The organism is Streptomyces sp. CB02959 (assembly GCF_002803155.1).
Taxonomy (GTDB): Bacteria; Actinomycetota; Actinomycetes; order Streptomycetales; family Streptomycetaceae; genus Streptomyces.
The window spans coordinates 115,724-140,074 of sequence record NZ_NNBP01000019.1 but is presented as its reverse complement, the minus strand read 5'-3'; the positions used below and the strand labels follow the sequence as shown (position 1 = coordinate 140,074).

Annotated in this window: 26 protein-coding genes; 7 read left to right on the top strand and 19 right to left on the bottom strand. The window is 71.8% G+C overall.

The genetic code is table 11. From position 1 onward, the window contains the following. Positions 1-36: 36 nt before the first annotated feature. The 8 genes from CG747_RS28195 to clpS form a co-directional block, all read right to left on the bottom strand. Positions 37-789, bottom strand: a complete 753-nt coding sequence (locus tag CG747_RS28195) for an MBL fold metallo-hydrolase (RefSeq protein ID WP_100604655.1) — start codon at positions 787-789, stop codon at positions 37-39. A gap of 352 nt (positions 790-1,141) precedes the next feature. Further along, on the bottom strand, positions 1,142-2,092 hold the full coding sequence (locus tag CG747_RS28190) for a PLP-dependent cysteine synthase family protein (RefSeq protein WP_100604654.1): 951 nt from the start codon (positions 2,090-2,092) through the stop codon (positions 1,142-1,144). Between the two features lie 5 nt (positions 2,093-2,097). Next, positions 2,098-2,379, bottom strand: a complete 282-nt coding sequence (locus CG747_RS28185) for a MoaD/ThiS family protein (RefSeq protein ID WP_100604653.1) — start codon at positions 2,377-2,379, stop codon at positions 2,098-2,100. Between the two features lie 165 nt (positions 2,380-2,544). Beyond that, complete coding sequence (locus tag CG747_RS28180) at positions 2,545-2,727, bottom strand: putative leader peptide (protein ID WP_100604652.1); 183 nt, start codon at positions 2,725-2,727, stop codon at positions 2,545-2,547. A gap of 181 nt (positions 2,728-2,908) precedes the next feature. Further along, positions 2,909-3,334 (bottom strand): Mov34/MPN/PAD-1 family protein, encoded by a 426-nt coding sequence (locus CG747_RS28175; RefSeq protein ID WP_100604651.1) that lies wholly within the window; start codon positions 3,332-3,334, stop codon positions 2,909-2,911. A gap of 149 nt (positions 3,335-3,483) precedes the next feature. After that, a complete protein-coding gene (locus CG747_RS28170; RefSeq protein ID WP_100604650.1) occupies positions 3,484-4,932 on the bottom strand; it encodes an amino acid permease in 1,449 nt (482 codons plus the stop codon). A gap of 351 nt (positions 4,933-5,283) precedes the next feature. Beyond that, the gene (locus tag CG747_RS28165) at positions 5,284-5,877 is read right to left on the bottom strand and encodes a DUF2017 domain-containing protein (RefSeq protein ID WP_100604649.1); all 594 of its coding nucleotides are present in this window, start codon (positions 5,875-5,877) and stop codon (positions 5,284-5,286) included. Further along, a complete protein-coding gene (clpS, locus tag CG747_RS28160; RefSeq protein ID WP_180985729.1) occupies positions 5,874-6,206 on the bottom strand; it encodes an ATP-dependent Clp protease adapter ClpS in 333 nt (110 codons plus the stop codon). The genes CG747_RS28165 and clpS overlap by 4 nt, the downstream gene beginning before the upstream one ends. 160 nt (positions 6,207-6,366) lie before the next feature. Between clpS and CG747_RS28155 the strand changes: the two genes are divergently transcribed. Both CG747_RS28155 and CG747_RS28150 read left to right on the top strand, forming a co-directional pair. After that, positions 6,367-7,695 carry a nicotinate phosphoribosyltransferase gene (locus tag CG747_RS28155; protein ID WP_100604647.1) on the top strand — a complete coding sequence of 443 codons (1,329 nt, stop codon included), beginning with the start codon at positions 6,367-6,369 and terminating at the stop codon, positions 7,693-7,695. Positions 7,696-7,822: 127 nt separating this feature from the next. After that, positions 7,823-8,419, top strand: coding sequence for an isochorismatase family protein (locus tag CG747_RS28150; protein WP_100604646.1), 597 nt, complete (start codon positions 7,823-7,825; stop codon positions 8,417-8,419). A gap of 34 nt (positions 8,420-8,453) precedes the next feature. On the opposite strand, the gene CG747_RS28145 is transcribed toward CG747_RS28150, so the two are convergent. Together CG747_RS28145 and CG747_RS28140 are read right to left on the bottom strand one after the other, a co-directional pair. Beyond that, positions 8,454-8,819, bottom strand: a complete 366-nt coding sequence (locus CG747_RS28145; RefSeq protein WP_308303807.1) for a hypothetical protein — start codon at positions 8,817-8,819, stop codon at positions 8,454-8,456. 123 nt (positions 8,820-8,942) lie between these two features. Continuing rightward, a complete protein-coding gene (locus CG747_RS28140) occupies positions 8,943-11,333 on the bottom strand; it encodes an immune inhibitor A domain-containing protein (protein WP_100604644.1) in 2,391 nt (796 codons plus the stop codon). Between the two features lie 411 nt (positions 11,334-11,744). Between CG747_RS28140 and CG747_RS28135 the strand changes: the two genes are divergently transcribed. Beyond that, complete coding sequence (locus CG747_RS28135) at positions 11,745-12,059, top strand: hypothetical protein (protein WP_100604643.1); 315 nt, start codon at positions 11,745-11,747, stop codon at positions 12,057-12,059. Positions 12,060-12,103: 44 nt separating this feature from the next. Here CG747_RS28135 and CG747_RS28130 read toward each other — a convergent pair whose 3' ends face one another. After that, the gene (locus CG747_RS28130; protein WP_100604642.1) at positions 12,104-12,937 is read right to left on the bottom strand and encodes an RDD family protein; all 834 of its coding nucleotides are present in this window, start codon (positions 12,935-12,937) and stop codon (positions 12,104-12,106) included. Positions 12,938-13,042: 105 nt separating this feature from the next. After that, entirely contained in the window at positions 13,043-14,503 is a 1,461-nt protein-coding gene (locus CG747_RS28125; protein WP_100604641.1) for an RDD family protein, read from the bottom strand. 253 nt (positions 14,504-14,756) lie between these two features. On the opposite strand from CG747_RS28125, the gene CG747_RS28120 reads away from it, so the two are divergent. Further along, the gene (locus tag CG747_RS28120) at positions 14,757-15,233 is read left to right on the top strand and encodes an SsgA family sporulation/cell division regulator (RefSeq protein WP_100604640.1); all 477 of its coding nucleotides are present in this window, start codon (positions 14,757-14,759) and stop codon (positions 15,231-15,233) included. 68 nt (positions 15,234-15,301) lie between these two features. On the opposite strand, the gene CG747_RS28115 is transcribed toward CG747_RS28120, so the two are convergent. Continuing rightward, entirely contained in the window at positions 15,302-16,813 is a 1,512-nt protein-coding gene (locus CG747_RS28115) for an NAD(P)/FAD-dependent oxidoreductase (RefSeq protein WP_257980797.1), read from the bottom strand. 79 nt (positions 16,814-16,892) lie between these two features. Further along, positions 16,893-17,183 (bottom strand): ribosomal protein L7/L12, encoded by a 291-nt coding sequence (locus CG747_RS28110; protein ID WP_100604639.1) that lies wholly within the window; start codon positions 17,181-17,183, stop codon positions 16,893-16,895. Positions 17,184-17,324: 141 nt separating this feature from the next. Between CG747_RS28110 and CG747_RS28105 the strand changes: the two genes are divergently transcribed. Continuing rightward, positions 17,325-18,947, top strand: coding sequence for a hypothetical protein (locus tag CG747_RS28105; RefSeq protein WP_100604638.1), 1,623 nt, complete (start codon positions 17,325-17,327; stop codon positions 18,945-18,947). A gap of 310 nt (positions 18,948-19,257) precedes the next feature. Here CG747_RS28105 and CG747_RS28100 read toward each other — a convergent pair whose 3' ends face one another. From CG747_RS28100 to CG747_RS28085, 4 genes are all read right to left on the bottom strand, one after another. Further along, positions 19,258-20,355 (bottom strand): methyltransferase domain-containing protein, encoded by a 1,098-nt coding sequence (locus CG747_RS28100; RefSeq protein WP_257980796.1) that lies wholly within the window; start codon positions 20,353-20,355, stop codon positions 19,258-19,260. Between the two features lie 219 nt (positions 20,356-20,574). Continuing rightward, entirely contained in the window at positions 20,575-20,784 is a 210-nt protein-coding gene (locus CG747_RS28095; RefSeq protein ID WP_100604636.1) for a DUF397 domain-containing protein, read from the bottom strand. A 46-nt stretch (positions 20,785-20,830) separates the two neighbouring features. After that, entirely contained in the window at positions 20,831-20,962 is a 132-nt protein-coding gene (locus tag CG747_RS49860; RefSeq protein ID WP_308303806.1) for a DUF397 domain-containing protein, read from the bottom strand. Beyond that, positions 20,925-21,869 (bottom strand): helix-turn-helix transcriptional regulator, encoded by a 945-nt coding sequence (locus CG747_RS28085; protein WP_257980795.1) that lies wholly within the window; start codon positions 21,867-21,869, stop codon positions 20,925-20,927. Before CG747_RS28085 ends, CG747_RS49860 begins: the two co-directional genes overlap by 38 nt. A gap of 190 nt (positions 21,870-22,059) precedes the next feature. Here CG747_RS28085 and CG747_RS28080 point away from each other — a divergent pair, with 190 nt between their 5' ends. Beyond that, positions 22,060-22,380, top strand: coding sequence for a hypothetical protein (locus CG747_RS28080; protein ID WP_146022165.1), 321 nt, complete (start codon positions 22,060-22,062; stop codon positions 22,378-22,380). Further along, positions 22,377-22,751, top strand: a complete 375-nt coding sequence (locus CG747_RS28075) for a hypothetical protein (protein WP_100604634.1) — start codon at positions 22,377-22,379, stop codon at positions 22,749-22,751. The genes CG747_RS28080 and CG747_RS28075 overlap by 4 nt, the downstream gene beginning before the upstream one ends. 140 nt (positions 22,752-22,891) lie before the next feature. Here the strand turns inward: CG747_RS28075 and CG747_RS28070 are convergent, their stop codons facing one another. Beyond that, a complete protein-coding gene (locus CG747_RS28070; protein WP_100604633.1) occupies positions 22,892-24,256 on the bottom strand; it encodes an FAD-binding oxidoreductase in 1,365 nt (454 codons plus the stop codon). Between the last annotated feature and the right edge of the window lie 95 nt (positions 24,257-24,351).

Here is a 24,351-nt window from a genome sequence, read left to right as displayed (position 1 = left end):
GACGGGGGGCCCGGTCTTCTTGTCCCTCGGTGCCGTTCAGACCTCGTAGACCGCGCCGGCCTTGGCGACCTCGACCGGTCCGTCGTAGGCCTTCTGGGCGTCGCGGACGCTGATGTCCGGATCGGTCCACGGCGGGATGTGGGTCAGCACCAGCCGCCCCGCGCCGGCCTGCCGGGCGTGCTCGCCGGCCTCCCGGCCGTTGAGGTGGAGGTCGGGGATGTCCTCCTTGCCGTGGGTGAAGGACGCCTCGCACAGGAAGAGGTCGGTGCCCTCGGCGAGCCGATCCAGCGCCTCGCAGGGGCCGGTGTCGCCGGAGTACGTCAGGGTGCGGCCGCCGTGCTCGATGCGGAAGCCGTACGCCTCGACGGGGTGGCGGACCCGTTCCGTGCGGAGGGTGAACGGGCCGATGGTCATGGTGCCGGGGGTCAGCGTGCGGAAGTCGAAGACCTCGCTCATCGCCGCCTCGTGCGGCAGGTCGGCGTGGGCGACGGTGAGCCGGCGTTCGGTGCCGGTCGGCCCGTAGAGCGGCAGCGGCTCGCAGCGGCTGCCGTCCGGGCGGTAGTAGCGGACGACGAAGTAGCCGCACAGGTCGATGCAGTGATCGGCGTGCAGGTGCGACAGGAGGATGGCGTCCAGGTCGTAGAGACCGCAGTGGCGCTGCAACTCGCCGAGGGCGCCGTTGCCCATGTCGAGGAGCAGCCTGAAGCCGTCGGCCTCCAGGAGGTAGCTCGAACAGGCCGATTCCATGGAGGGGAACGACCCCGAGCATCCGACGACGGTGAGCTTCATGCGGGCGTGAACCTCCATGGGCTGGGGGCACCTCCCAGCGGTAGCTGGGGGAGGATGGCGGCCGGCGGCCCCGTACGGGTTGTCCCGGTGGTGCCGTGCCGGGCTGCTGCCGGGTCCGTGGCGGTCGGTGCGGGTGCCCCCGAGCGTAAGGCGCGAAGGGGCGTGTGGCGCCTTAGGTGGGGCGAGCTGTGGGCGGAATCACCAGTCCGGGTGGGGGTTCGGCAGCGGGCCGCGCACCGGGCTTCCGGTGGGCGGAAAGTCGGCCGGCCCGCGCCCGCGGCGGGCCGACGCGGCAAGGGGTGGCTCCGGCGGACGCCGGCAGCCACCCCCTGGGATCCCGGGGCCTACGGGCCTACGCCCAGAGCTGCCCGTGCAGCGTCGCGATCGCCGCCTCGGTCGACTCGGCGGTGTAGACGCCGGTGGAGAGGTACTTCCAACCGCCGTCGGCGACGACGAAGACGATGTCCGCGGGCACGCCGGCCCGGTCCGCCTTGCGGGCCACGCCGAGGGCGGCGTGCAGCGCCGCGCCGGTGGAGATGCCGGCGAAGATGCCTTCCGTCGCGAGGAGTTCACGGGTGCGGCGGACCGCGTCCTCGGAGCCGACGGAGAAGCGGGTGGTCAGGACCGTCTCGTCGTAGAGCTCGGGGATGAAGCCCTCGTCGAGGTTGCGCAGGCCGTAGACGATGTCGTCGTAGCGGGGTTCGGCGGCGACGATCTGGACGCCGGGGACGTGCTCGCGCAGGTAGCGGCCGACGCCCATCAGGGTGCCGGTGGTGCCCAGACCGGCCACGAAGTGGGTGACCGAGGGCAGGTCGGCGAGGATCTCGGGGCCGGTGGTGGCGTAGTGGGCACCGGCGTTGTCGGGGTTGCCGTACTGGTAGAGCATCACCCAGTCGGGGTGCTCGGCGGCGAGCTCCTTGGCGACCTTCACGGCGGTGTTGGAGCCGCCCGCCGCGGGCGAGGAGATGATCTCGGCGCCCCACATGGCGAGCAGTTCGCGCCGCTCGGCGGAGGTGTTCTCCGGCATCACGCAGACGATGCGGTAGCCCTTGAGCTTGGCCGCCATGGCGAGCGAGATGCCGGTGTTGCCGCTGGTGGGCTCCAGGATCGTGCAGCCGGGGGTGAGCCGGCCGTCCTTCTCGGCCTGCTCGATCATGTGGAGCGCGGGCCGGTCCTTGACGGAGCCCGTGGGGTTCCGGTCCTCCAGCTTCGCCCAGATGCGGACGTCCTCGGAGGGCGAGAGGCGCGGGAGGCGGACGAGAGGGGTGTTCCCGACCGCCGCCAGCGGGGAGTCGTACCGCACGTCCGTCAGACCCTTCCACCGGCCACGGCCGGCAGGATCGTCACGCTGTCGCCGTCGCCGAGCTCGGTGGTGATGCCGGCCAGGAAGCGCACGTCCTCGTCGTTGAGGTAGACGTTCACGAAGCGGCGCAGCTCCCCGCCGTCGTCGACCAGGCGCTCGCGGATCCCGGCGTGCCGGCCGTCCAGGTCCTTGAAGAGTTCGTCGAGAGTCGCGCCGCTGCCCTCGACGGCCTTCTCGCCGTCGGTGTAGCTGCGCAGGATGGTCGGGATGCGGACCTCGATGGCCATGGGAGTGCTCCTGTCGGAGTTCGGGATGCGGTGGCGGGTGCCGTGTGCGGGCGGTGCGTGAACGGTGTACCGCGGCGGTGCGGGAGGTGTGGGAGGTGCGGGGCGCCGGACGGCGCGGGGCCCGAGCGGGGCGGGTGCGGCATGGCGCCGCGGGGCCGGCAGCGGTCAGCCGGCGGCGCAGCGCGGACAGATGGCGCTGGACAGGCGGCACAGGTCGACGTGCAGCCGGGCGGCTCCGCAGCCGAAGGCGCCCAGGAGGGCGGATGCGGAGCGGCGCGTGGCGAGCGGGGCGTGCGGCAGCACACCCGGCCGCTGCTCGCTCACTCCCCACACGACATGCTCAACCATGCGGTCATCGTATCGATTCCCGGTCCGGGTTCTGGAACCTCGTCCCATGATGCGGACGTTCGCTGTACGACAGGTGGGACGCGGGGCGCGCCCGGTCTTCCGTACGTGCCATGACCGGGGGTGAACCCCCAGGTCACGGCCGCCGGCCGACGCCGGCATGAGGTCGGCCACTCGCCACTTCTCAGGCGTAGCTCTCCACGATCCGGACCTCTTCCTCGGTGACCTCACCGTCCACGATGCGGAACGAGCGGAACTGGAAGGGGCCGGCGTCGTCGGTGTCGGCCGTGGAGACCAGGACGTAGTGCGCGCCGGGCTCGTTGGCGTAGGTGAGGTCGGTGCGCGAGGGGTATGCCTCGGTGGCGGTGTGCGAGTGGTAGACGATGACCGGCTCCTCGTCCCGGTCGTCCATCTCGCGGTAGAGCTTGAGGAGATCGGCGGAGTCGAACTCGTAGAACGTGGGCGAGCGGGCGGCGTTGAGCATCGGGATGAACCGCTCGGGGCGGCCGCTGCCGGCCGGGCCCGCGACCACGCCGCAGGCCTCGTCGGGGTGGTCCTGGCGGGCGTGCTCGACGATCCGGTCGTGGAGGGCCTTGGTGAGGGTCAGCATGCGGCCAAGAATAAGGAGGCGCGTGCGAAGCACTCCGGCAAGGGTGGTGGTGGGCGACGGGCGGGCGGGCCCGCGCGTACCGAGGGGTGGTACGCGCGGGCCCGAATGCTGGACAGCCGGGGGATCTACCGCCGGTTTTCCGCGGGGTGTCAGCCCTTCTCGGCCGGCTCCGCGGGCGTCCCGGAGAGCTGTGCGGCGTCCCGGCGCTTGATCGCCAGGTAGCCCGCGGCCAGGATGATCGCCCACACCGGAGCCGCGTAGAGCGAGATCCGGGCGTCCTTGTCGATGCCCATCATCACGATCACCATGCCGATGAAGGCCAGCGCGAAGATCGAGGTGTACGGCGCACCGGGGGCCTTGAACTCGGACTGCGGCAGCTCACCGCGGTCCGCCTTGACCCGGTAGCGCAGCTGCGAGAGCAGGATGACGATCCACGCCCACATACCGGAGATGGTGGCGAAGGAGACGACGTAGTTGAACGCCTCACCGGGCCACTGGTAGTTGATGTAGACCCCGGCCAGCATCAGGGCGGCCGAGACGGCGGTGCCCCAGGTGGGCACGCCGGCCTTGCTGAGCCTGGTGAAGATCTTGGGCCCCTGGCCGTTGAGCGCCAGGTCGCGGAGCATCCGGCCGGTGGAGTACATACCGGAGTTGGCCGAGGACAGCGCCGCGGTCAGCACGACGAAGTTGACGATGCCCGCGCCGGCCGGCAGGCCGATCTTGGCGAAGGCCGCGACGAAGGGGCTGACGCCCGGCTTGAAGTACGTCCAGCTGACGACGGACAGGATGATGACGAGCGCGCCGATGTAGAAGAGGCCGATCCGCCACGGCACGGTGTTGATGGCCTTGGGGAGCACCTTCTTCGGCTCGTTCGCCTCGCCCGCGGTGACGCCGACGAGCTCGACGGCGAGGAAGGCGAACATCACGATCTGCAGCGTCATCAGCGTGCCGCCGATGCCCTTGGGGAAGAAGCCGCCGTGCGACCACAGGAGGCTGAACGACGCGGTGTCACCGGCCTTGGAGAAACCGAGGAGGATGACGCCGAGGCCGATCAGGATCATGCCGATGATCGCGGTGACCTTGACCATGGAGAACCAGAATTCCAGTTCACCGAAGATCTTCACCGAGATCAGGTTGATGCCGAAGAGCGCGATGGTGAAGACCAGCGCCGAGACCCATTGGGGTATGCCTTCGTTCCAGTAATGGACGTAGGTGGCCGCGGCGGTCACTTCGGTGATGCTGGTGACGACCCAGAAGAGCCAATAGGTCCAGCCCGTGACAAACCCGATGAACGGGCCGAGGAATTCCCGGCCGTACTCGGAGAACGAGCCGGAGACGGGCCGGTACATGAGCAGTTCGCCCAGGGCCCGCATGATGAAGTAGATGACCAGACCGACGATGGCGTACGCCAGGATGATGCTCGGCCCGGCCATGGAAATGGCCTTGCCTGCTCCGAGGAACAGACCGGTACCGATGGCGCCACCAATGGCGATCATCTGGATCTGGCGATTGCCCAGACCCCGCTGGTAGCCCTCTTCGGAGCCTTCGCCAGCGGCCTCGTTGCCGTCGCGTTGCTTGTCGACCTGCACAGAGGTCATGAGTGGTGCGCCTTTCTCCATACCGACCCGGTTCTTTCCGGATCGGGTCCCGATCCCCCCGGATGGAGTTCCTGCACGCCGACGGTCGGCCGGCTCAGCGCTCCCGCAGCGACAGGGGTGGCGTCGCTGACGGCAGGTCGAGAACTTTTATCACGGCCTGCCGGAGATCGACCAGAGTCGACGTGACCCATCCCACAGCGAAATCAGGACAAAGAGCGAAATCTACAACACGGCGCACGGGGTCGGTAACGCGATCGTTATCCGGATTTGAGCCTCCGCTGAGCGAACGCGGGGTGGGCGATCAGCCCCTTACGCCCCGGTTCGCGCCGGAGCCGCCCGGCCGGACCGCGGTCAGCCCGTCAGCGCCTCGACGAGCGTCTCCTGGAGGCCGCCCAGCCAGAAGTAGGCCAGCACCATCGGCTTGCGCGGATCGCTGTCCGGCAGCCGCAGCAGCTCGCCGCCGTCGTCCTCGTCGCTGACCTCCAACCGGGTGCCGATGGCCAGCCGCAGGTCGTTGAGCGCGCCGAGCCACTGCCGGCACTCGTCGGGCTTGAGCCGCAGCACCGCGCCGCCGCTCTCGGTCGACAGCGCGTCGAGCGCCCGGACCAGCGCCAGGGCGTCCTCGCGCTTGCGGGCCCGCAGGTCGTTCTCGGTGTAGCGGCGGAACTCCGCGGCGGCGGCGCGGACGTCGTCGTCCGGGACGAGGTCGGGGCCGCCGTAGGCGTCGGGGAAGAGGCGGGCCAGCACCGGGTCGGACGGCGGCTCACTGGGGCCCTCGGCGAAGAGCGCGGCCAGCATGTCGTCCTCGCTGGAGCCGGCCGGCTCCGTGCCCGGGCCGATGAGCTCCAGCAGCTGGACGGCGAGGCTGCGCAGGATGGAGATCTCGACCTCGTCGAGCGGGGCGGCCGCACCGCCGCCGGGCAGCGGTTCGAACTGGCCGGTCATCCGCGGTCCTGCTGGAGGGTCGCCCACAGGCCATAGCCGTGCATGGCCTGCACGTCGCGTTCCATTTCCTCGCGGGTGCCGCTGGAGACGACCGCGCGGCCTTTGTGATGGACGTCGAGCATCAGCCGGTGCGCCTTGTCCTTGGAGTAGCCGAAGTACGTCTGGAAGACATAGGAGACGTAGCTCATGAGATTCACGGGGTCGTTGTGAACGATCGTGACCCATGGGATGTCGGGCGACGGTACGGCGAAGGGTGCCTCGCTCGCCTCCGGACGCTCGATCTCGACCGGGACGCTGAGGCTGCCGTAGTACGGCCGGAGGGTGCTCATGGGTGACGGGTGGGCGCTCACAGGGCCCATGCTGCCACCCGGGGGCGGGCGACGCACAAACGGCCCCGGCGCGGCCCGTACCGGCGCGGCGCACGGCCGGCGGGCGCACCCCGGGCCTACTATCGTCAAAGTGACGAGTATTGGGGGTAGCATCTCCCCCATGAACACAGCAGACCTGGGGCTGCCGGTGGCCGTGCCGTCGACGGCACTCTTCACCGACCAGTACGAACTCACCATGCTGCAGGCCGCGTTGCGGTCCGGGACCGCGGACCGCCGGTCGGTCTTCGAGGTCTTCACCCGGCGGCTCCCCGAGGGCCGCCGCTACGGCGTGGTGGCGGGCACCGGGCGGGTGCTGGACGCGGTGGAGAACTTCCGCTTCGACGACACGATCCTGGGCTTCCTGCGGGAGCGCGGCATCCTCGACGAGCCGACACTGGACTGGCTGGCCGACTACCGCTTCCGCGGCGACATCTGGGGCTACCCGGAGGGCGAGGTCTACTTCCCCGGCTCGCCGATCATGCGCGTCGAGGGCACCTTCGCCGAGGCGGTGGTGCTGGAGACGGCGATCCTGTCGATCCTCAACCACGACTCGGCGGTGGCCGCGGCGGCGTCCCGGATGGCGGTGGCGGCCGGCGACCGGCCGCTGATGGAGATGGGCGCCCGGCGCACCCACGAGCTCTCGGCGGTGGCCGCGGCCCGCGCCGCGTACGTCGGCGGCTTCCACGTCACCTCCGACCTGGCGGCCGGCTTCCGCTACAACATCCCCACGGTCGGCACCAGCGCGCACGCCTTCACCCTGCTGCACGACAGCGAGCGGGACGCCTTCACCGCACAGGTCGACACGCTGGGCAGCGGGACCACGCTGCTGGTGGACACCTTCGACGTCACCACGGCGGTGCGCACCGCCGTGGAGGTGGCCGGGCCCGGCCTGGGCGCGGTGCGGATCGACTCCGGCGACCTGCTGCTGATCGCGCACCGGGTGCGCCAGCAGCTGGACGAGCTGGGCGCGACCAAGACCAGGATCGTGGTCACCAGCGATCTGGACGAGTACGCCATCGCCTCGCTCGCCGCCGCTCCGGTGGACGCGTACGGCGTCGGCACCCAGCTGGTCACCGGCAGCGGGCATCCGACCTGCTCGATGGTCTACAAGCTGGTCGCGCGGGCGGACAGCAACGAGCCGGGCGCGCCGCTGCGGCCGGTGGCGAAGAAGTCGATGGGCGCCAAGTCCTCGATCGGCGGCCGCAAGTGGGCGGCCCGCCGGCTGGACGAGGACGGGGTGGCGGAGGCCGAGGTGGTCGGCACCGGCCCGGTGCCGGCCGCGCTGACCGACCAGCTGCTCCAGGTGCCGCTGGTCAGCGGCGGCAAGGTGGTGGCCCGGGAGCCGCTGGACGCGGCCCGCAGCCGGCACATCGCGGCCCGCGCCGGGCTGCCGCTGTCGGCGACGCAGCTGTCCCGCGGCGAGCCGGTGCTGCCCACCGAATTCGCCTGAGCCCCGGCGGGCGGCGGGGCGGGCGCGGCCGGACCGCGCGCACCCCTCCCGCCGTCCGCCCGCAGTGGCTACCCTCGGTCACACCACGTCTCGCGCCCCTCGAACCTCCAGCCGGAAGGCACGCACCATGCACCGGGCACTGATCGTCGTCGACGTACAGAACGACTTCTGCGAGGGCGGCAGCCTCGCGGTGGCGGGCGGCGCGGACGTCGCGGCGGCCATCACCGATCTGGTGGGTGCCGCGGCCGGCAGCGGCTACCGCCACGTCGTGGCCACCCGCGACCACCACGTCGACCCCGGCGACCACTTCTCCGACCGGCCCGACTACCGCACGTCGTGGCCCGTGCACTGCGTGGCCGGCACCGAGGGCAGCGGCTTCCACCCGAACTTCGCGCCGGCCATCACCTCCGGCGCGATCGACGCGGTGTTCTCCAAGGGCGCCCATGCGGCCGCGTACAGCGGTTTCGAGGGCGCGGACGAGCACGGCACGCCGCTCGCGCAGTGGCTACGGGAGCGGGGCGTCACCGAGGTCGACGTGGTCGGGATCGCCACCGACCACTGCGTCCGGGCCACCGCCCTGGACGCGCTGGCCGAGGGCCTGCGCACCCGGGTCCTGCTGGACCTGACGGCGGGCGTCGCCGCGCAGACCACCGAGGCGGCCCTGGAGGAGCTGCGCGCGGCGGGCGCGGAGCTGACCGGCAAGCCGGTGGTGGCCGGCGGCTGACGGCCCCGTACGGCGGCGTGGCGGCCGCCCGTGCTCACCCGCCGGAGGGGCCGGCGGACGCGGGCGAGCCGACCTTCTGCCGCAGGAGGGCCCGTATCGGGTGCCAGGACTCGGTGTCGTCGTCGGGGGTCTCGCGCCAGACCAGGCCGTCGGGGTGGTGGAGCACCGCGGTGATCTCGTCGGGGGTCGGCGGCTCGGTGTTGCCGCGCAGGTAGACCGCGCGCAGCCCGAGGTTGCGCAGCCTGGTCAGGGCGCGCTGGCGGTTCACCGCGTGTACCAGGACCCGGATGCGGCAGCCGCCGTCGTACGGCCCGCAGAGCGGGCCGTGGCCCGGTCTGGGCAGCGAGAGGGCGACCACCACGCTTCCGCCGGGAAGCCTGATGAAGCCGCCTCTGGTCATCGTCATATCTCCCCCGTGAGACTCGGCGTCAACAAGGAACTGTAGGACGCATCTAAACGCCTATCGGCCGCCGCCCGCTAGGGGGCGACGACCGATAACGCCTTGACCTGCGGTTTTTACTTTCTACTTACTCGCGGGGCCCACCGTGAGGTTCACCGTGGAGCCGTCCTTGGCCTCCTTGGTGATCGCGATCTTGGTGTTGGTGTCAGGAACCACCACGCCGCCGGTCGGGTTCGCCTTGTCGTAGTAGACGCCGTTGCGGTCGTCGAAGACCCGCACGCCGGGCTTGGACGCGATCTTCACCTCGGCACCGTCCTTGTGGAGGGTGAGGGCGTCCGTCCGGGCGCCGGTGAAGGTCGCGTCGTAGGTCTGGAAGCGGTTGCGCATCAGGGAGCCGTCGGCCCAGCGCTCGGCCCGCGGGTGCGCGTCGACGGGGAGGATCCGCCCGACGCCGGGGTGCATGCCGACGTTGTTGTCCCGCTGCGAGGTGTCCCAGAGCCAGATCAGCACGCCGTTCTGGAACGGGAAGTGCTCGACCCAGCCCGGCCGGGCGGTCTTCCAACCGAAGTTGTACGGGCCGGACTTGAGGGTGTTGTCGTAGGAGACGTACTGGCGGTTCTCGGCGAGGTAGTACTGCGGGTAGTCCTTGGTGAAGGACGCGCCGATCCGCGAGAAGCCCTTGCTGGTCCAGCCGTTGTCGCCGTGCTCGGCGTCGTCGGTGAACAGCGGGGCGCCGTCGGCGGTGAGGGTCAGGGCGTCGGCGGTGAAGCCCTTCTGGGCGACGCCGCCGTCGGTCTGGTAGCGGAAGCGCAGGTCGATCTTCTTGCCGGCGTAGGCGTCCAGCGGGAAGGCCAGGTCCTGGTGGTCGGTGACGGTGCCGCTCAGCGCGGGCTTGCCGGAGGCGTCGCGGGGCAGGGGCTTGCCGTTCGCGGTGCCGTCCAGGGGCGTCCAGTTGGCGCCGCCGTCCGTGGAGACCTCGGCGTAGACGTAGTCGTAGTCCTTCTCGGTGTCCCACCAGCCCTTGAGGGTGAGCGCCGCACGGGACTTGCCGGTGAGGTCGACCGGCCGGGCAAGGGTGTTGGAGAGGTCGTCGCCCATGCCGCTCCACCACTGCGTGGCGCCTTCGGCGGGCTTGACGACCTCGGTGGTGACCTTCTTCGCGGGCAGGTCGACGACGAGCGCCTGCTTGTTCTTGGTGTTGTACTCGGCGACGCCCAGGGTGTGCCGGGACGGCGTCGCGGCCTTGGCCTTGGCGTAGTTGAGCCAGCCCAGCTGGAGCTTGTCCCAGGCACTCATGTCGCCGGGCAGGTCGCCGATGGCGTCCTTGCCGCGGCCGAGCCAGGAGCCGGCCGACATCAACGACCAGAAGTCCACCGAGGATTCGCCCTTGCCGGTGGTGTCGTACTCGTCCGGCAGGCCCAGGTCGTGGCCGTACTCGTGGGCGAAGACGCCGAGTCCGCCGTTCTCCGGCTGCATGGTGTAGTCGCCGACCCAGAAGCCGGTGTCGCCGATCTGGGTGCCGCCCGCCTTGTTGTCCGCGGGACCCGTCTTGCCGGCGTCGGTGCCGTACGCGTACCAGCGGTGCGCCCAGATGGCGTCGGTCTTCTGGACGCCGCCGCCGGCCGACTCGTCCTCACCGGCGTGCACGATCTGGAAGTGGTCGAGGTACCCGTCCGGCTCGTTGAAGTTGCCGTTGTGGTTGTAGTCGTTGCGGTCCCACTGGTCGTACTGGGCGAGGTCGGCCTTGATCTGGGCGTCGGTGCGGCCCTGGGCCTTCTGGTCGGTGACCCACTGGTTGACCGCGTCGCGGATCAGGTCCCAGGCGCTGGGGCAGTTGGTGGAGCCGCAGTAGTTGGAGCCGTAGCGGGCCTCGTTCCACGGGACCCGGACCCAGTCGGAGACCTGGCCGTTCACCGAGTAGCGGCCCGAGGACTGCCGCTCGTAGTACTTGGCGAGCGACTCCTTCTTCTTGTCGTGCGAGAAGTACAGGTCCTGGAAGTGCTGCCGGTTGAAGTCCTTCTGCCAGGCGGTGCTGTTGTCCTTGGCCCGGTCCGGCTCGGCTATCTGGTTGTGCGCCGGGCCGGGGGTGCCGCCGTACTTCTTGACGGGGGGCAGCGGGCCGTCGCCGTCCGGGTCGTACATCGTGGTGTCGTCGACCTTGTCCCCGAAGTCCACGAGGATGGTGAAGATCTTGTCGGTCTTCTCCCGGGCCAGTTCGACGTACTTGCCCTTGCCGAGCTTGACGACCTTGGAGCCGTTGCGCTCGGTCGCCTCGGCGTCGCCGGATATGACCTGCTGGAGCGCCTCGGTGCGCTGCGCCCGCTGCCGGTCGCTGAACGGGCCCTTGAGGTCGTGGGCGTCGGCCCGCTCGGGCGCCGGGTCGGTGCGGACGGCGGGTGCGGCAGGCCGGGTGGCGTCGGCGGCGGCCACCCCGGGAGAGAGAACGGCCGCCCCGGTCGCGGCGATCGCCGTGGCCAGGACGGCCGTTCCGAACAGTCTTCGGTGCTTTCTCACTTGGTCAAGTCCTCCCCATCAACTGGCCAATGCTGGAGGGCATTCGACCGGATGTGGGGAAGAAAAGACAGATCTTGACGTGTGTGTGAACTCCCAAGTACGTTATCCGGCTTGCTTGTCACAGCTATCGGACAGCGGACGCACAGGTTCCGCATCGCCCGGCGAGCCGGCGGAACGCCGCGGGGTATATGCCTGGCGGGCATGCGCCCCCGCCGTCAGCAGGCCGGACGCCACCCGGGGCGACTTGTCGCACGGATCCGCGACCGCGCCGTGCGCCCCCGTGCTCCGAGCCGGTGGGTTAGGTCACGCTTACCTGCCGTTCCGCTCGGGCACAAGGGACCGTAGGCTCGTTCGGTGGCGCGCCGCCGGACGCCCGACACCCCCGCCGACCCTCCGAGGACGGATTCCGCCATGCCTCGTCCGACCGCCACCCAGCTCGTCTACGGTTCGGCCACCGTCTTTCTCTCCACCCTCGCGATGCTGCTGCTCTCGCAGACGCAGACCGGGATCGGGGTCGCGGTCATCGCCCTGGCCGGCCTCGGGCTCGGACTGCTGGTCGCGATGACGGTGCCGATGCCGGGGATGTCGCGGGTGGTGCGCCGGGGCGGCCAGAGCGCCGCGGCCCCCGACCGGGCCGTCCCGCTGCGAGCCGTGCCGGACCCGGCCGAGCAGCTGCCGCGGCGGCGGGCCGGCGCCCGGATCGGCGAGCACGCCGCGGATATCTGACACCTCGTCAATTCACGTGCCGCGGCGGACCGGTCCGCCGCACCTCAGTCCGTGGCGACCACCACGGTCCTGGCCGCCTTGTCGTGCAGGCACTGCTGGTACGGCTTGTCCCAGGTGCACCACAGGACGTTGATCAGCCAGAAGATGAAGCCGCAGCACGGGACGATCTCCGGCAGCGTGTAGACGGCGGCCCGGGTCCAACCGGCCTGCGGGGTCGGGATGGCGCCGTCGGAGAGCATCGCCACCCGGATCCGCATCGCCATCTTGCCGAGCGTCTGGCCGCGGCTGGTCAGCATCAGCCCCTCGTAGATCAGGTACGCCAGCATCGTCACGCCGGACACCGTCGCCTGCTTGCTGGTCTCCACGCTGCTGGTGCTGAAGTAGTCCACCCAGCCGACGATCGCGTTCATGATCAGGGTGACCGGAACGCCGATGATGATCGCGTCGATGATCCGCGCCACCAGGCGCTTGCCGCGGTTGGCCAACGGCGGCATTCCGGCCAGCGGATCGGCCCCGTACTCCCCGGCACCGCCGTAGGGGGCGCCGTAGGGACCGCCGCCATGGGGGCCACCGCCATAGGGAGGCGGGGGGCCGGCGCCGGGCGGCGGCGGGGGCGGCGGGCCGCCGGGAGGCGGGGGGCCGGCGCCGGGCGGCGGCGGGGGCGGCGGGCCGCCGGGGGGCGGGGGGCTGCCGGGGGGCGGAGTGCCGCCAGGGGGCGGGGGGCCTGCGCCTTCGCCCGGGCCCGCACCGTACGGGGAGCCGTTGCGCGGGGCGCCGTCGTGCGGAGCGCCGCCCGCCGGGGGCTCCTGCGGCTGCTTCAGGAACGGATCGTGCTCCGGTGGTTCACCGGGGCCGGGCCGGGGCTGGTCGGTACTCATGGCCCGAGTCGACCCCTTGCGGACGGGCGCCGCATCCGCCGACGTCCGATCGGGGTACCCGGGCCGTCAGGGCGGGTGACGGCCCGGGCAACGACCGGGTGACGGTCAGTCGGACGCCGCCTCGGAGGCGACGAAGGTGCGAGCCACCTTGTCGTGCCAGCACTGCCGCCACGGCTGGTCGAACAGGCACCACAGGGCGTTGACCACACCGACCACCGCGACCCCGAGCACGCCGTAGACCAGCCAGCGCTTGATGGCCTGCGCCAGCTCCGGGGTGCCGTGGCTCTCGATGTCCAGCACCCGTACGCGGCAGAGTTTCTTGCCCAGCGTGTGGCCCCACTTGAGGGTCGGCAGCACCTCCAGGAGGCCGCCGCCGATCAGGATGACGGCCAGGACGGTGAGGTAGACCGGGGCGGTGGTGCCGTCGACCAGGTACACCGTCACCTGGCGGCCGGACTGCTTGGCCGCCTCGACCTTGGCGGCGATGTGGTCGGTGACCGTCGACCACATGGGCAGCGCCACCGCGAGGGTGACCAGGGCCAGCACCAGGTTGTCGATCAGCCGGGCCGCGAACCGGCGGCCGAGCGCGGCGGGATGGCCCTGCGCGGCCTGCGCGGCGGCGAAGAAGACATCGGTGGTCGGCGGCTTCCAGGGGATGACGCCGTCGTCGCCGGGGGCGCCGCCCTGCGGCGGGAGAGCGGGGCCCGGCGCCGGGGCCGGGGTCGGGGTCGCCGGGGCAGCCGGGGCCTGCTGCGCGGCCGGAGGCTGCTGGACCGGGCGGGCCGCCTGCTGGGCCGGTGCCCCGGTGGCGGGCAGGGCCTGGGGTGCGCCGCCGGCGGCCGGGCCGACCTTGGGGCGGTCGCCCGCCGGGAGCCGGAAGGCCATCGTCGCGTTCTTGGCGGCGGGTCGGCCGCCCTCACCGGCGTCCGGCCGTACGGCGCGGAAGGCGGTGGTGCCGCGGTCCGCGGCGGGCGGCGTCGCGGGCGCGTTGCCGGGCGGGTTCCCGGGCCGCACCGCGCGGATCGCGGTGGTCCCCTGGTCTCCGGACCCGCGGCGGGCCCCCGGGTTGACGGCGCGGAAGGCGACCGTCCCGTCGGCCGGGGCGTCCGGCGTGCCCGGGGCGTTGGGCGCGGCACCGGAGGCGGCCTCGTCGGTCCCCGCGGCGCGCTGCGGCGGGAGCCCGCCCCAGGAGACCCGGCCGTCCTCGCCGAAGCCGGCCTGCCGGGAGGCGTCGGCGTGCCAGGAGGCCGCCGCTCCCGGGCTGGTGCCGTGCGGCCGCGCCGGGTCGTCCCAGCCCGCGCCGGGGGCCTCGGCCCCGCCGCCGGGGCGGATGGCCGGGTCCGCCTCGTCCAGGAAGACCGGGCCGGTCTCCTCGACGCCGGCGGGCGCGGGGGCCGCGCCGGGCGGCGGCGCGGGCATCGGCTCGCCCTCGGCGGGGGCCGGACGACTGGTGCCCGGCGCCCATGCGGCACCGTTCCAGTACCGGATGTAGCCGGGGATGGACGGGTCCGGGTAGAAGCCTGGCGTGGGGCTGCCGCCGGCGGATCCTGAGGTAGGGGCGCTCATGTCCGAAGTCCCGTATCTGTTCTCGGCCTGGTGGGTGTCGGGGTGCAGTCTGCCGCAACGCGGCGTCCACATCTATCAGACCCAGCGTCGTATCCGTGTTCCTCCCCTGCCCCGGCAGCCGTCGGCAACTCCCGGAGAACTCCCGGAAAAAAGTTGCCCGAAGTCGTGTAAGAGTCCGGCCGCCACCCGCTCTCTCCCCGTGCGGGCCCGCACACGGGGCCCCGCGCAGCGTGTCGAAGAGAGGCGGAAACCCATGCACACCGTGGTGGAACGAGAGCTTGAACTGGGTCTGGTCCTGTCGCCGGAGCGAAGCATTCCGGTACCGGCCCGGTTGACCTACCGGACGGACGACCCCTACGCCGTCCACGTCGCCTTCCACGTCGGATCGGACTCCCCCGTCCACTGGACGTTCGCCCGCGAACTGCTCGTCGAGGGCGTGTTCCGGCCGTCCGGCGAGGGTGACGTACAGGTCTGGCCGAGGAAGCTGGACGGCCGCAGCCTGGTCTGCATGGCGCTGAGCTCACCGGACGGCGACGCGCTGCTGGAGGCGCCGGCCGCCGCGGTGTCGGCCTGGCTGGAGCGCACCCTGCGGATCGTGCCGCCCGGCTCCGAGAGCGTGCACCTGGGCATCGACAAAGGGCTGAGCGCGCTGCTCGCGCTGGCCTCCCGGGACGACGCCGGGCCGGACGGCCCCTGGCCGTCGGAGGAGTCCCCCGAGCCAGGGGCGTAGCGGTGGCGTCGGTCCACCACCCGGCGACCGCCGACCCGGCGGCCGCCCGCCCGGAGCCGTTACCCCGTTCAGTCGCCGCGGTACGCCTCCAGCAGCCGGAGCCAGACCTCGCTGATCGTCGGATAGGCGGGGACCGCGTGCCAGAGGCGTTCGATCGGGACCTCCCCGGCGACCGCGACGGTGGCCGAGTGCAGCAGTTCGCCGACGCCCGGCCCGACGAAGGTGACGCCCAGCAGCACCTCGCGGTCCGCGTCGACGACCATCCGGGCGCGGCCTCGGTAGCCCTCGGCGTACAGGAACGCGCCGGCCACCGCGCCCATGTCGTAGTCGACGACGCGGACCCGGTGCCCGGCGCGTTCGGCCTCGGCGGCGGTCAGGCCCACCGCGGTGGCCTCGGGGTCGCTGAAGACCACCTGCGGGACGGCGTGCCGGTCCGCGGTGGCGACGTGCGCGCCCCAGCGGTCGGTCTCCAGGAGCGGCACCCCGCGGGCCCGGGCGGCGATCGCGGCGCCGGCGATCCGGGCCTGGTACTTGCCCTGATGGGTGAGGAGGGCGCGGTGGTTGACGTCGCCGGCGCCGTACAGCCAGCCGCCGGGCACGCCGGTGACCCGCAGGGTGTCGTCGACGTCCAGCCAGGCGCCGGGCGTCAGGCCGACGGTCTCCAGCCCCAGGTCCTCGGTGCGCGGTGCGCGGCCCGTCGCGATCAGCAGCTCGTCGGCGACGATCTCGTCCCCGGCGTCCAGGCGGACGGTGACCGGGCCGCCCGGCGCCTCCCGGCGCACCTCGCGCACCTCCACGCCGGTCCGCAGGAACACGCCCGCCTCGGCCAGCGACTCGGCGACCAGGTGCCCGGCGAACGGCTCCATCCGGGGCAGCAGCCCGTCGCCGCGCACCAGGAGGGTCACCGAGGCGCCCAGCGCCCGCCAGGCGGTCGCCATCTCGACGCCCACCACCCCGCCGCCGACGATCACCAGCCGGCCCGGCACGGTCTTGGCGCTGGTGGCATCGCGGCTGGTCCACGGCTTGGCCTCGGCCAGCCCGGGGACGTCCGGCAGCACCGGGCGGCTGCCGGTGCACACCGCGACCGCGTGCCGGGCGGTGAACGTCCGCCCGCCGTCGACGGCCACCCGCCGCGGCCCGACCAGCCGCGCACGGCCGCGCACCAGGTCGATCCCGGCCGAGTCCAGCCAGCGGACCTGCCCGTCGTCCTTCCAGTAGGCGGCGGCCGCGTCCCGGTGGGCGAGGACCGCGGGCGCGTCCAGCGGCCCGGCGGCCGCGTCCGGCAGCCCCGGCACCCGGCGCGCCTCGGAACGGGCGGTGACCGGACGCAGCAGCGCCTTGCTGGGCATGCAGGCCCAGTACGAGCACTCGCCGCCCACGAGTTCGTGCTCCACCAGCACCGCGCTCAGACCGGCGGCGTGCACCCGGTCGGCGAGGTTCTCACCGGTCGGCCCGCCGCCCAGCACGATGACGTCGTACGTGTCGTGGGTGCCGGCGGCCGTCCCACCGGTTCCGGTCGTCCGCGTCCCCTCGACCGTTTTCGTGCCTTCGGTCGCTTCGGTCGCTCGGTTCGCTGCCATCTGCGCTCGCTCCCTGCTGCTGCGCGTGGGTGGGCCGGGGTCCCGCGGCCCTAACGGCCATCCTCGGCCCGGCGCGGGCTCAGCGCATCCGGCGTTCCACCGCTTCCTTGGCCTCGACGAGTCCGGCGCCGGTCACCTCGCGGTAGACCTTGATCGCCGCGACCGTCTTCTTCTCCGCCAGCAGGGCGTCGACCTCCGCCATCCGCGGGTCCTCCGGCTCCTCCACCCCCAGGTGGGCCATCAGCAGGTCCACCTTCTGCTCCAGTCGCGCCATGCGCCGCTCCAACGGCTTGGTACGGCGGTCGAAGGAGGAGGCGAGCACGGCGACGGCGAGCACGAAGACCGCGAGGGCGGTGAAGGTGGTGTCCATGCCAGAAAGCCTACGATCCCGTGACCTGGACGAAGGACCACTCCCGCGCGCCCCGCACCCGCACGGCCCCGACTCCCGTGCAAACCACCGGAGTTGCTCCTCTAGGGTCGATCCCCATCGACGTCTACACGGGGGAAAGACATGGACGGCAACACGGCGGACGACGCCTACACGGCGGACGGCGTCTACATGGCGGGCCGGCACGCCCCGGAGGGCTCACCCGCCCACCGGCTGTACCTCTGGATCGAGTGCCTGCACGAGTTCATGACCCGCTTCTACGACCAGTTCACCTACGAGGAGTGGGAGCACGACTACGCCGCCCGCTCGCTGCCGGAGCTGGAGGAGGCGCTGCTCGACTTCTGCTCGCTCGACGACGGCGGCGACGGGAACGCGATGTACGTCGAGTCCGCGGCGGCCTACCTGGGCGAGACACTGATCGAGGAGGCGGGCGGGCGCTGGGACTGGGACGAGACCGCGGGAACCGACGGGCTGCCCGTGGTGTGCCCGGACCCGGTCCTCGGCCTTCCGCCGGTCGCGCCGCTCCTCGTCGTCGGCCGGGCGCTCACCGACAAGTCGGGGCAGGTCCTCGCCACGGTCGCGCGGCTGCTGCGCAAGGCGGTCAGGGACCGGCAGCGGGAGCATCCGGAGTGGTGGCCGCGGCGGGTACCCACCCCCTGGGTGCGCTACGGGACGATCCTGACCGCCTGCAACACCCCGCGGCGCTGGAAGGACGCGCGCATCCTCGACCGCCTCCAGTGGTGGGGCGAGGAGGCCGGCGGCCGCGCACTCTGGGACTTCGCCCCCGCGTCCCTGGACACCCTCCAGGCCCTGCTGCGCAAGAACTTCTCGACGGTCGAGGACTACGACCGGGTCGCCCACGAACCGTTCTGGACCATGGCCGCCTGGTACCTGGGCCAGTACGTCGTCGAGAACAAGGACGCCCTGTGGCAGTACCGCGAGGTCAACCCCGGTGCCCCGCCCGGCACGTGGTACGCGGAGGACTGCTACTGGGCCGGCAGCATCTTCGTCAGCCAGCGGCTCCGCTACGACGGCCACGCCGAGCACCCCTGGGTGATGCTGCGGGAGGCCGTCGCCGGTGTGCCGCTGCGCGACGTGGTGGGCCGCTTCCCGGACCCCGTGCCGCGCGATGGGTTCACCAAGGGGGCGACCTGGCCCGAGGCACTGTGGGCGGTGGCCCGTCCGGAACACCTCCAGGCGCCGCCCGTGCCGCCCCTCACCGAAGCGGAGCTCACGGAACTGACCGCGGCCGACGACCTGGCGGGCCCGGACTGGCACGACAACCACCGGTTGAACACCTGGCTTGCCGCACGGCGCGACGCCTTCGCCGCATGGGCCGCCGAAGCGGGCGGGGGAACCGCGGAGTGGGACTTCTCCCCCGCCTCGCTGGACCGGCTCGAAGCGCTGGTGCGCGGCCGGTTCGCCAGCTACGAGGAGATGGTGGCCGCGCACGGCGATCCGTTCCTGGTCGGCGCGGCCTGGTACTTCGGCGAGGTCCAGGTCCGGGAGTGCGGCGCCGTGTGGAGGTGGCGGCCGCGGCCCTCCGAGAATCCCGACGACACGTACGACGTCCCCATGGTGGAGGGCCCCGAGGCCGTCGACGAGGACGACGTCGACGAGGACGACGAGTACGACGACCCCGAGGACGACCACCTCCACATCTGCGACCCGACCGGCGAACTGCGGGCGCTGCACCTGCGCGGGCCGGACGACCACCTGCGGGACGCGTTGGCGGCGTACGCCTAGCCGCCGCGCCGGAGCACGCATCGGGGGGCGCGGGCGGGCCCGTGCGGCGGTGGTCTGCGAGGTGTTCCGCCCGTTCTCCGGCTACGCCCAACTGCCGGACCGGGTCGAGGGCCGGCTCTGTCACCGCATCGAACGCCCCGGCTTCCCGGCCGAGTTCCCCGAGGGGTGACGTAGAAGCCTCGGCGTAGAGAGGCGGACGGCGGGGCGGCCGTGACGGTCGGTACGGGCCGACGACGCCCCGACGACCCCAACAACGCGAAAGCCGCCGACCGGCACACACTCCGGTCGGCGGCGTCATTCCCGCTCCGTTTCACGACTCCATATCCGGTACCGGAGTCCCAGGAGAATCCAGCCACCATCGTGTACTGGATTCCGTCGCCGTCACCCCGAACCGTTCCCGCTCCGGGCGCCCGCGGCTGTTCCACCAGCCGTAGGCGCGCTCTACGGCGTTCCACAAGGGGCGCGGCCCGGCCTGGCGAACTTCCCTGTCCTGGACACGCGCCCATGACCCGTCACATGCCCACAGCCGGCACCCGGTCCGCGCACCATCCGCGCCGGTCTCATGTGCCCACGCGATTTCCGGCAGCACCAACGACAGCGCAAACCACATGCCGTCATCCTCGACGTCCAGGTAATCGACATGCGTTTGCCGCATGGTGACCTCTGCCGGGTCTCCCGGATAGGGAATCCGGCCGTTACCCCCTTCCGACCGGACTCCCATAAAATACGAGCCCCCGGGAAGAAACCGCCCCTCGGCGCGTTCGTCGTGACCGACAACCAGTCGGGCATTTCCCCGCCCCAGCGGGCATACGATGATTCCACCGGGCCGCACTTGCTGAATCCACGCAGGCGGCACCGACGTGAAACCGCATGTCGCGATCAACCGGTCATACGGGGCCCCTTCGGTGAGCCCCTTCCGACCGTCACCCGTCACGACCACCGGGTTGTACCCGCAGTTGACGAGACGATCCCGGGCATCGCGGACCAACTCCCGGTCCACTTCCACTGTGTACACCCGGTCGCTTCCCAGACGCTCGCTCAGCAACGCGGCGTTGTACCCTGCGCCGGTCGCGATTTCCAGCACCCGGTTCCCGTCCTGCACATCCAGTGCGTCGAGCATGTGGAGCATGAGCGACGGTTGCGACGATGACGAAGTGGGAATGCCGTCGGTGACCTGCGTGGTGAGCGCGGTATCCGAGTACACCGCAGCGAAGAATCCCGGATCTTCCGAGCTGATCTGACACCATTTCCCAGTACCGTCCTGACGGTAGAAGAACGGCACCAGAACGTGACGGGGGACCATTTCCACGGCGCTCCGCCATTCGGCACTCAGGTCCCCGGAATCGAGGAGACTCCGGGCGAGACTCATTCGTAGTTCTCGCCCCGGGTCGCCGTCCAGTACGGTCACCTCACCGCCCCTTCCAAGAGTTCAGCGTGCGGCTGCCGCGATGACCTCGACGTAACGAGGGGCAGCGGGCGGCCCGTCGCCCCTTCCGCGGCCAGCTACCGGACCACGGGCACGGCGCCCGAGCGTCAATCGGCGACGACGACTGATGCGGCTGGGACCGGATTATTCGCGACCGGGGCATCCCGGTCGACATCGCAGTCGCGTCTCACCATGGCTAGTTCAGAAGGGGAGTTGTCCGCCCTTGACGACGGCAACGAAGGAGGACCAACCGGCCTCCGGGAAGACCAGCGTCGGGCCGTGCGGGGCCTTGCTGTCACGAACGGGGACGACGCCGGGGAAACCGGGGGCCACCTCGACGCAGTTGCCGCCGTTATCGTCGCTGTAGCTGCTCTTGATCCACGTCGCGGAGTTGAACTCGTGCCCGTCCATGGCGCCGGTGTCCTTCCATCTGGAGTGGAGCAGCCGCGTACCGACCTCAGGCGGTGAACTCCCCGCCCTTTATGGCGACAACGAAGGACGACCAGCCGTCCACCGGAACCACCAACACGGGACCGCGCGGATCCTTCGAGTCACGAACGGGGACGACGCCGGGGAAACCGGGGGCCACCTCGACGCAGTTGCCGCCGTTGTCTCCGCTGTAGCTGCTCTTGATCCACGTCGCGGAATTGAACTCGTGCCTGTCCACGGTGTCCGTACCCTTCCATCGCTTCTTCGATCAGAGCGGCAGACTCACGGGCTGACAGAGCGTCGGCCCTGAGCACATCATAGGTCTGGCTGTGGCGGGCGTGGACGGCCGGATCGTCGTTGAAATGTCCACGGTCCAGCGATTCCGAGTAGACCCAGTCATGCCCGTCGGGCAGCGTGATCAACGACATGGACGCGTTGGGGCGCACGAGCCCAGCGCGGCCGGAAGAGGCGATCTGCACCCGGATGTTGGGGCTTTCCCCCACGGCCAGCAGATGCGCACACTGGCCGTACATGACCTCTGGTCCCCCCACGACATTACGCAGACAGCTCTCATCCAAGACGACGACGTAGAGGGGGCCATCCGGGACGAGGAACCGTTGCTGCCGGCTCAGCCGCGCCCTGACGCGCTCCGTCACTTCGTCACCGGTCGCGACGCGGGAGAACAGCGCATGCGCGTAGTCCTCCGTCTGCAACAGCCCGGGCATGACCCGCTCTTGATACTCCCGCAGCGCAACCGCCACCGCGTCCATCTCCGCCCGGCGCTTGAACCAATCAGGATGCGCGACCTCCGGATACCAGTCGATGCGGCCCCACAGTTTCTTCAGCACCCCACCGGTACCCAGCAGTTCGTCGCACTTCTCGGCGGAGGTCTCGTGCGGGACCCGCGTCCCCCGCTCGACTCTTGCCACCTGCGACCGATCGCACGGAATCTTCCTCGCCAGCTCCTCCTGGGTGAGTCCCGCCGCCTCGCGGAAGTGCCTCAGCACCTCTCCGAACACGGCGGCGTTGGTGGCGGCTGTTCCCCCCGTGGCGTTGCGTCGGCTCACGCATCCCCCTTTGTGACAGTCGGCGAGTGGCACGCGTCCGGCATTGCACCCCGGCACTCCGCAGAGCAACGCTGTACCTACCCAACGTAACTGGCCCGGGTGCGAACGGCCCGCCCTTCGCACAAGACCCCCGCGACCGTGCGACCGGTCCGGGGGCATGGCCACCAACTACCACGGAGTTGACGACGTGATGAACCGTATCGCGAGCCTGTTCCTGCCGCTGCTGCGGCTGTTATTTCCGGCCCCCGGGCGGCATCGGGCGCCCGGATCGCCGGCCGTCACCGCGCCCCGCGAGGTCGCGCCGCAGGCGGTCGCACCGCTCCGCGCGCCCGCCCGGCCGCCGGTGCTGCTCCGCGGCGAGGACGTCCCCCTCGTCCGCCCGTACGTCCTCACCGAGGCGGACCGCCGGGAGCGGCGGCTGCGGCGCGGGCGGCGGCGGGCGCTGTGGCTCGCGGTGCACGGCGTCGACGTCGGGCCGCGCCGCATCCACGGGATGGAGGTCGCCGCATGAGGGACCACGCCGACCGCACGCCACGGCTGCTGCCCTGGACGACCCCGGAGGGGAACCCGTGCTTCCTGCTCCCCAGCGACGGGACCGGGTACGTCTCCCGCCTCGCCGACCGGTTGGAGGCCGAGCAGCTCGGCTCCGCCGCCGTCCTCATCGAGGACGCGGAACGGGTCCTGGCCGACCGGTCCTGGACGCCCGGTGAACTGCACCTGCTGACCGTGGAATTGAAGAACTCCCTGGTCACCACCCATCGGGTCGCGGAGAGCCGGGGAGCGCGGTTGCCGGTGCCCGCCTACGAGCCGTACGAGGACCCGGACGACGACCCGGAGGACTACCCGGAGGACGCTCCCGACGACGGGCCGCGTCGGCCGTAGTCGCCGCGGGCCCGCCCCCAGACGTGGTGTCCCCCGACGGGAACCAGCGCGGCGGCGGCAGACGTGCCGCTCGCCCCGCCCCGTCCGCCCCCGTACGCGGGGTGCCGCCTCCGGGCGGTGAGGGACGCCGCCCCCGGGCCCTAGAACAGCTTCCCCGGATTGAGGATCCCCAGCGGGTCGAAGACCTGCTTGATGCCGCGGTGCAACTCCACGGTGTCCGGGCCCAGTTCGCGGGCCAGCCACTCCTTCTTCAGGACGCCGACGCCGTGTTCGCCGGTGATGGTGCCGCCCAGCTGGAGGCCGAGCGCCATGATGGCGTCGAACGACTCGCGGGCCCGCCGCTCCTCGTCGGGGTCGGCCGGGTCGAAGCAGACCAGCGGGTGGGTGTTGCCGTCGCCGGCGTGCGCGCAGACGCCGATGGTCAGGTCGTACTTCTCGGCGATGGCGGCGGCGCCCTCCAGCATCGCGGTGAGCTGCGAGCGGGGCACGCAGACGTCGTCGATGAGCATCGCGGGCTTGATCCGCTCCAGCGCGGTGAAGGTCAACCGCCGGGCCTGGAGGAGCATTTCGGACTCGGCTTCGTCCTCGGCGGGGACGACCTGGGTGGCCCCGGCCGCCTCGCAGAGGGCGCCGACGGCAGCGAGGTCGGCCGCCGGGTCGGGGGTGTCGAAGGCCGCCAGCAGCAGCACCTCGGTGGTCTCCGGCAGGCCCATCTGCGCCATGGCGTTGACCGCCCGGATGCTGGTGCGGTCCATCAGCTCCAGGAGGGACGGGGCGTGCCCCTCGGCCATGATCCGGCAGACCGCGTCGCCGGCCGCCGCCACCGAGCCGAACTCGGCGACCAGGGCGAGCTGCCGGGGCGGCTCGGGCTTGAGCGCCAGGGTGGCGCGGACCACGACGCCGAGGCTGCCCTCGGAGCCGACGAAGAGCCGGGTGAGGTCGTAGCCGGCCACGCCCTTGGCGGTGCGCCGCCCGGTCCTGATCAGCCGGCCGTCGGCGAGGACCACCTCCAGGCCGAGCACGTACTCGGCGGTGACGCCGTACTTCACGCAGCACAGGCCGCCCGCGGCGGTGCCGATGTTGCCGCCGATGGTGCACGTCTCCCAGCTGGAGGGGTCCGGCGGGTAGTACAGGCCGTGCTCGTTGACCGCGCGGGAGAGGACGGCGTTGACGACGCCCGGCTCGACGACCGCGATCCGGTCGACGGGGTTGATCTCCAGGATGCGGTCCATCTTGACCAGGGAGAGGACGATGCAGCCGTCGACGGCGTTGGCGGCGCCGGAGACCCCGGACCGCGCGCCCTGGGGGACAACCGGGACGCGCAGCGCGGTCGCCGTCCGCATCACGTGCTGGACCTGCTCGACGGTGCGCGGCAGGACGACCACGGCGGGGGTGCCGGCGTCGCAGAAGTTGGCCATGTCCCGGGCGTAGGAGCCGGTGACGTCGGGGTCGGTGAGCAGCGCTTCCCCGGGGAGCCCGGCGCGCAGGCGTTCGATGAGGTCCATGTCCTCAGCGTGGCACCCGTGGGCCGTACACGGAAGATCGCGTACGGCCCACTGGCGGCGGTTCCGGCCGGCAGACCAGTGCGGCCGGAACCGGG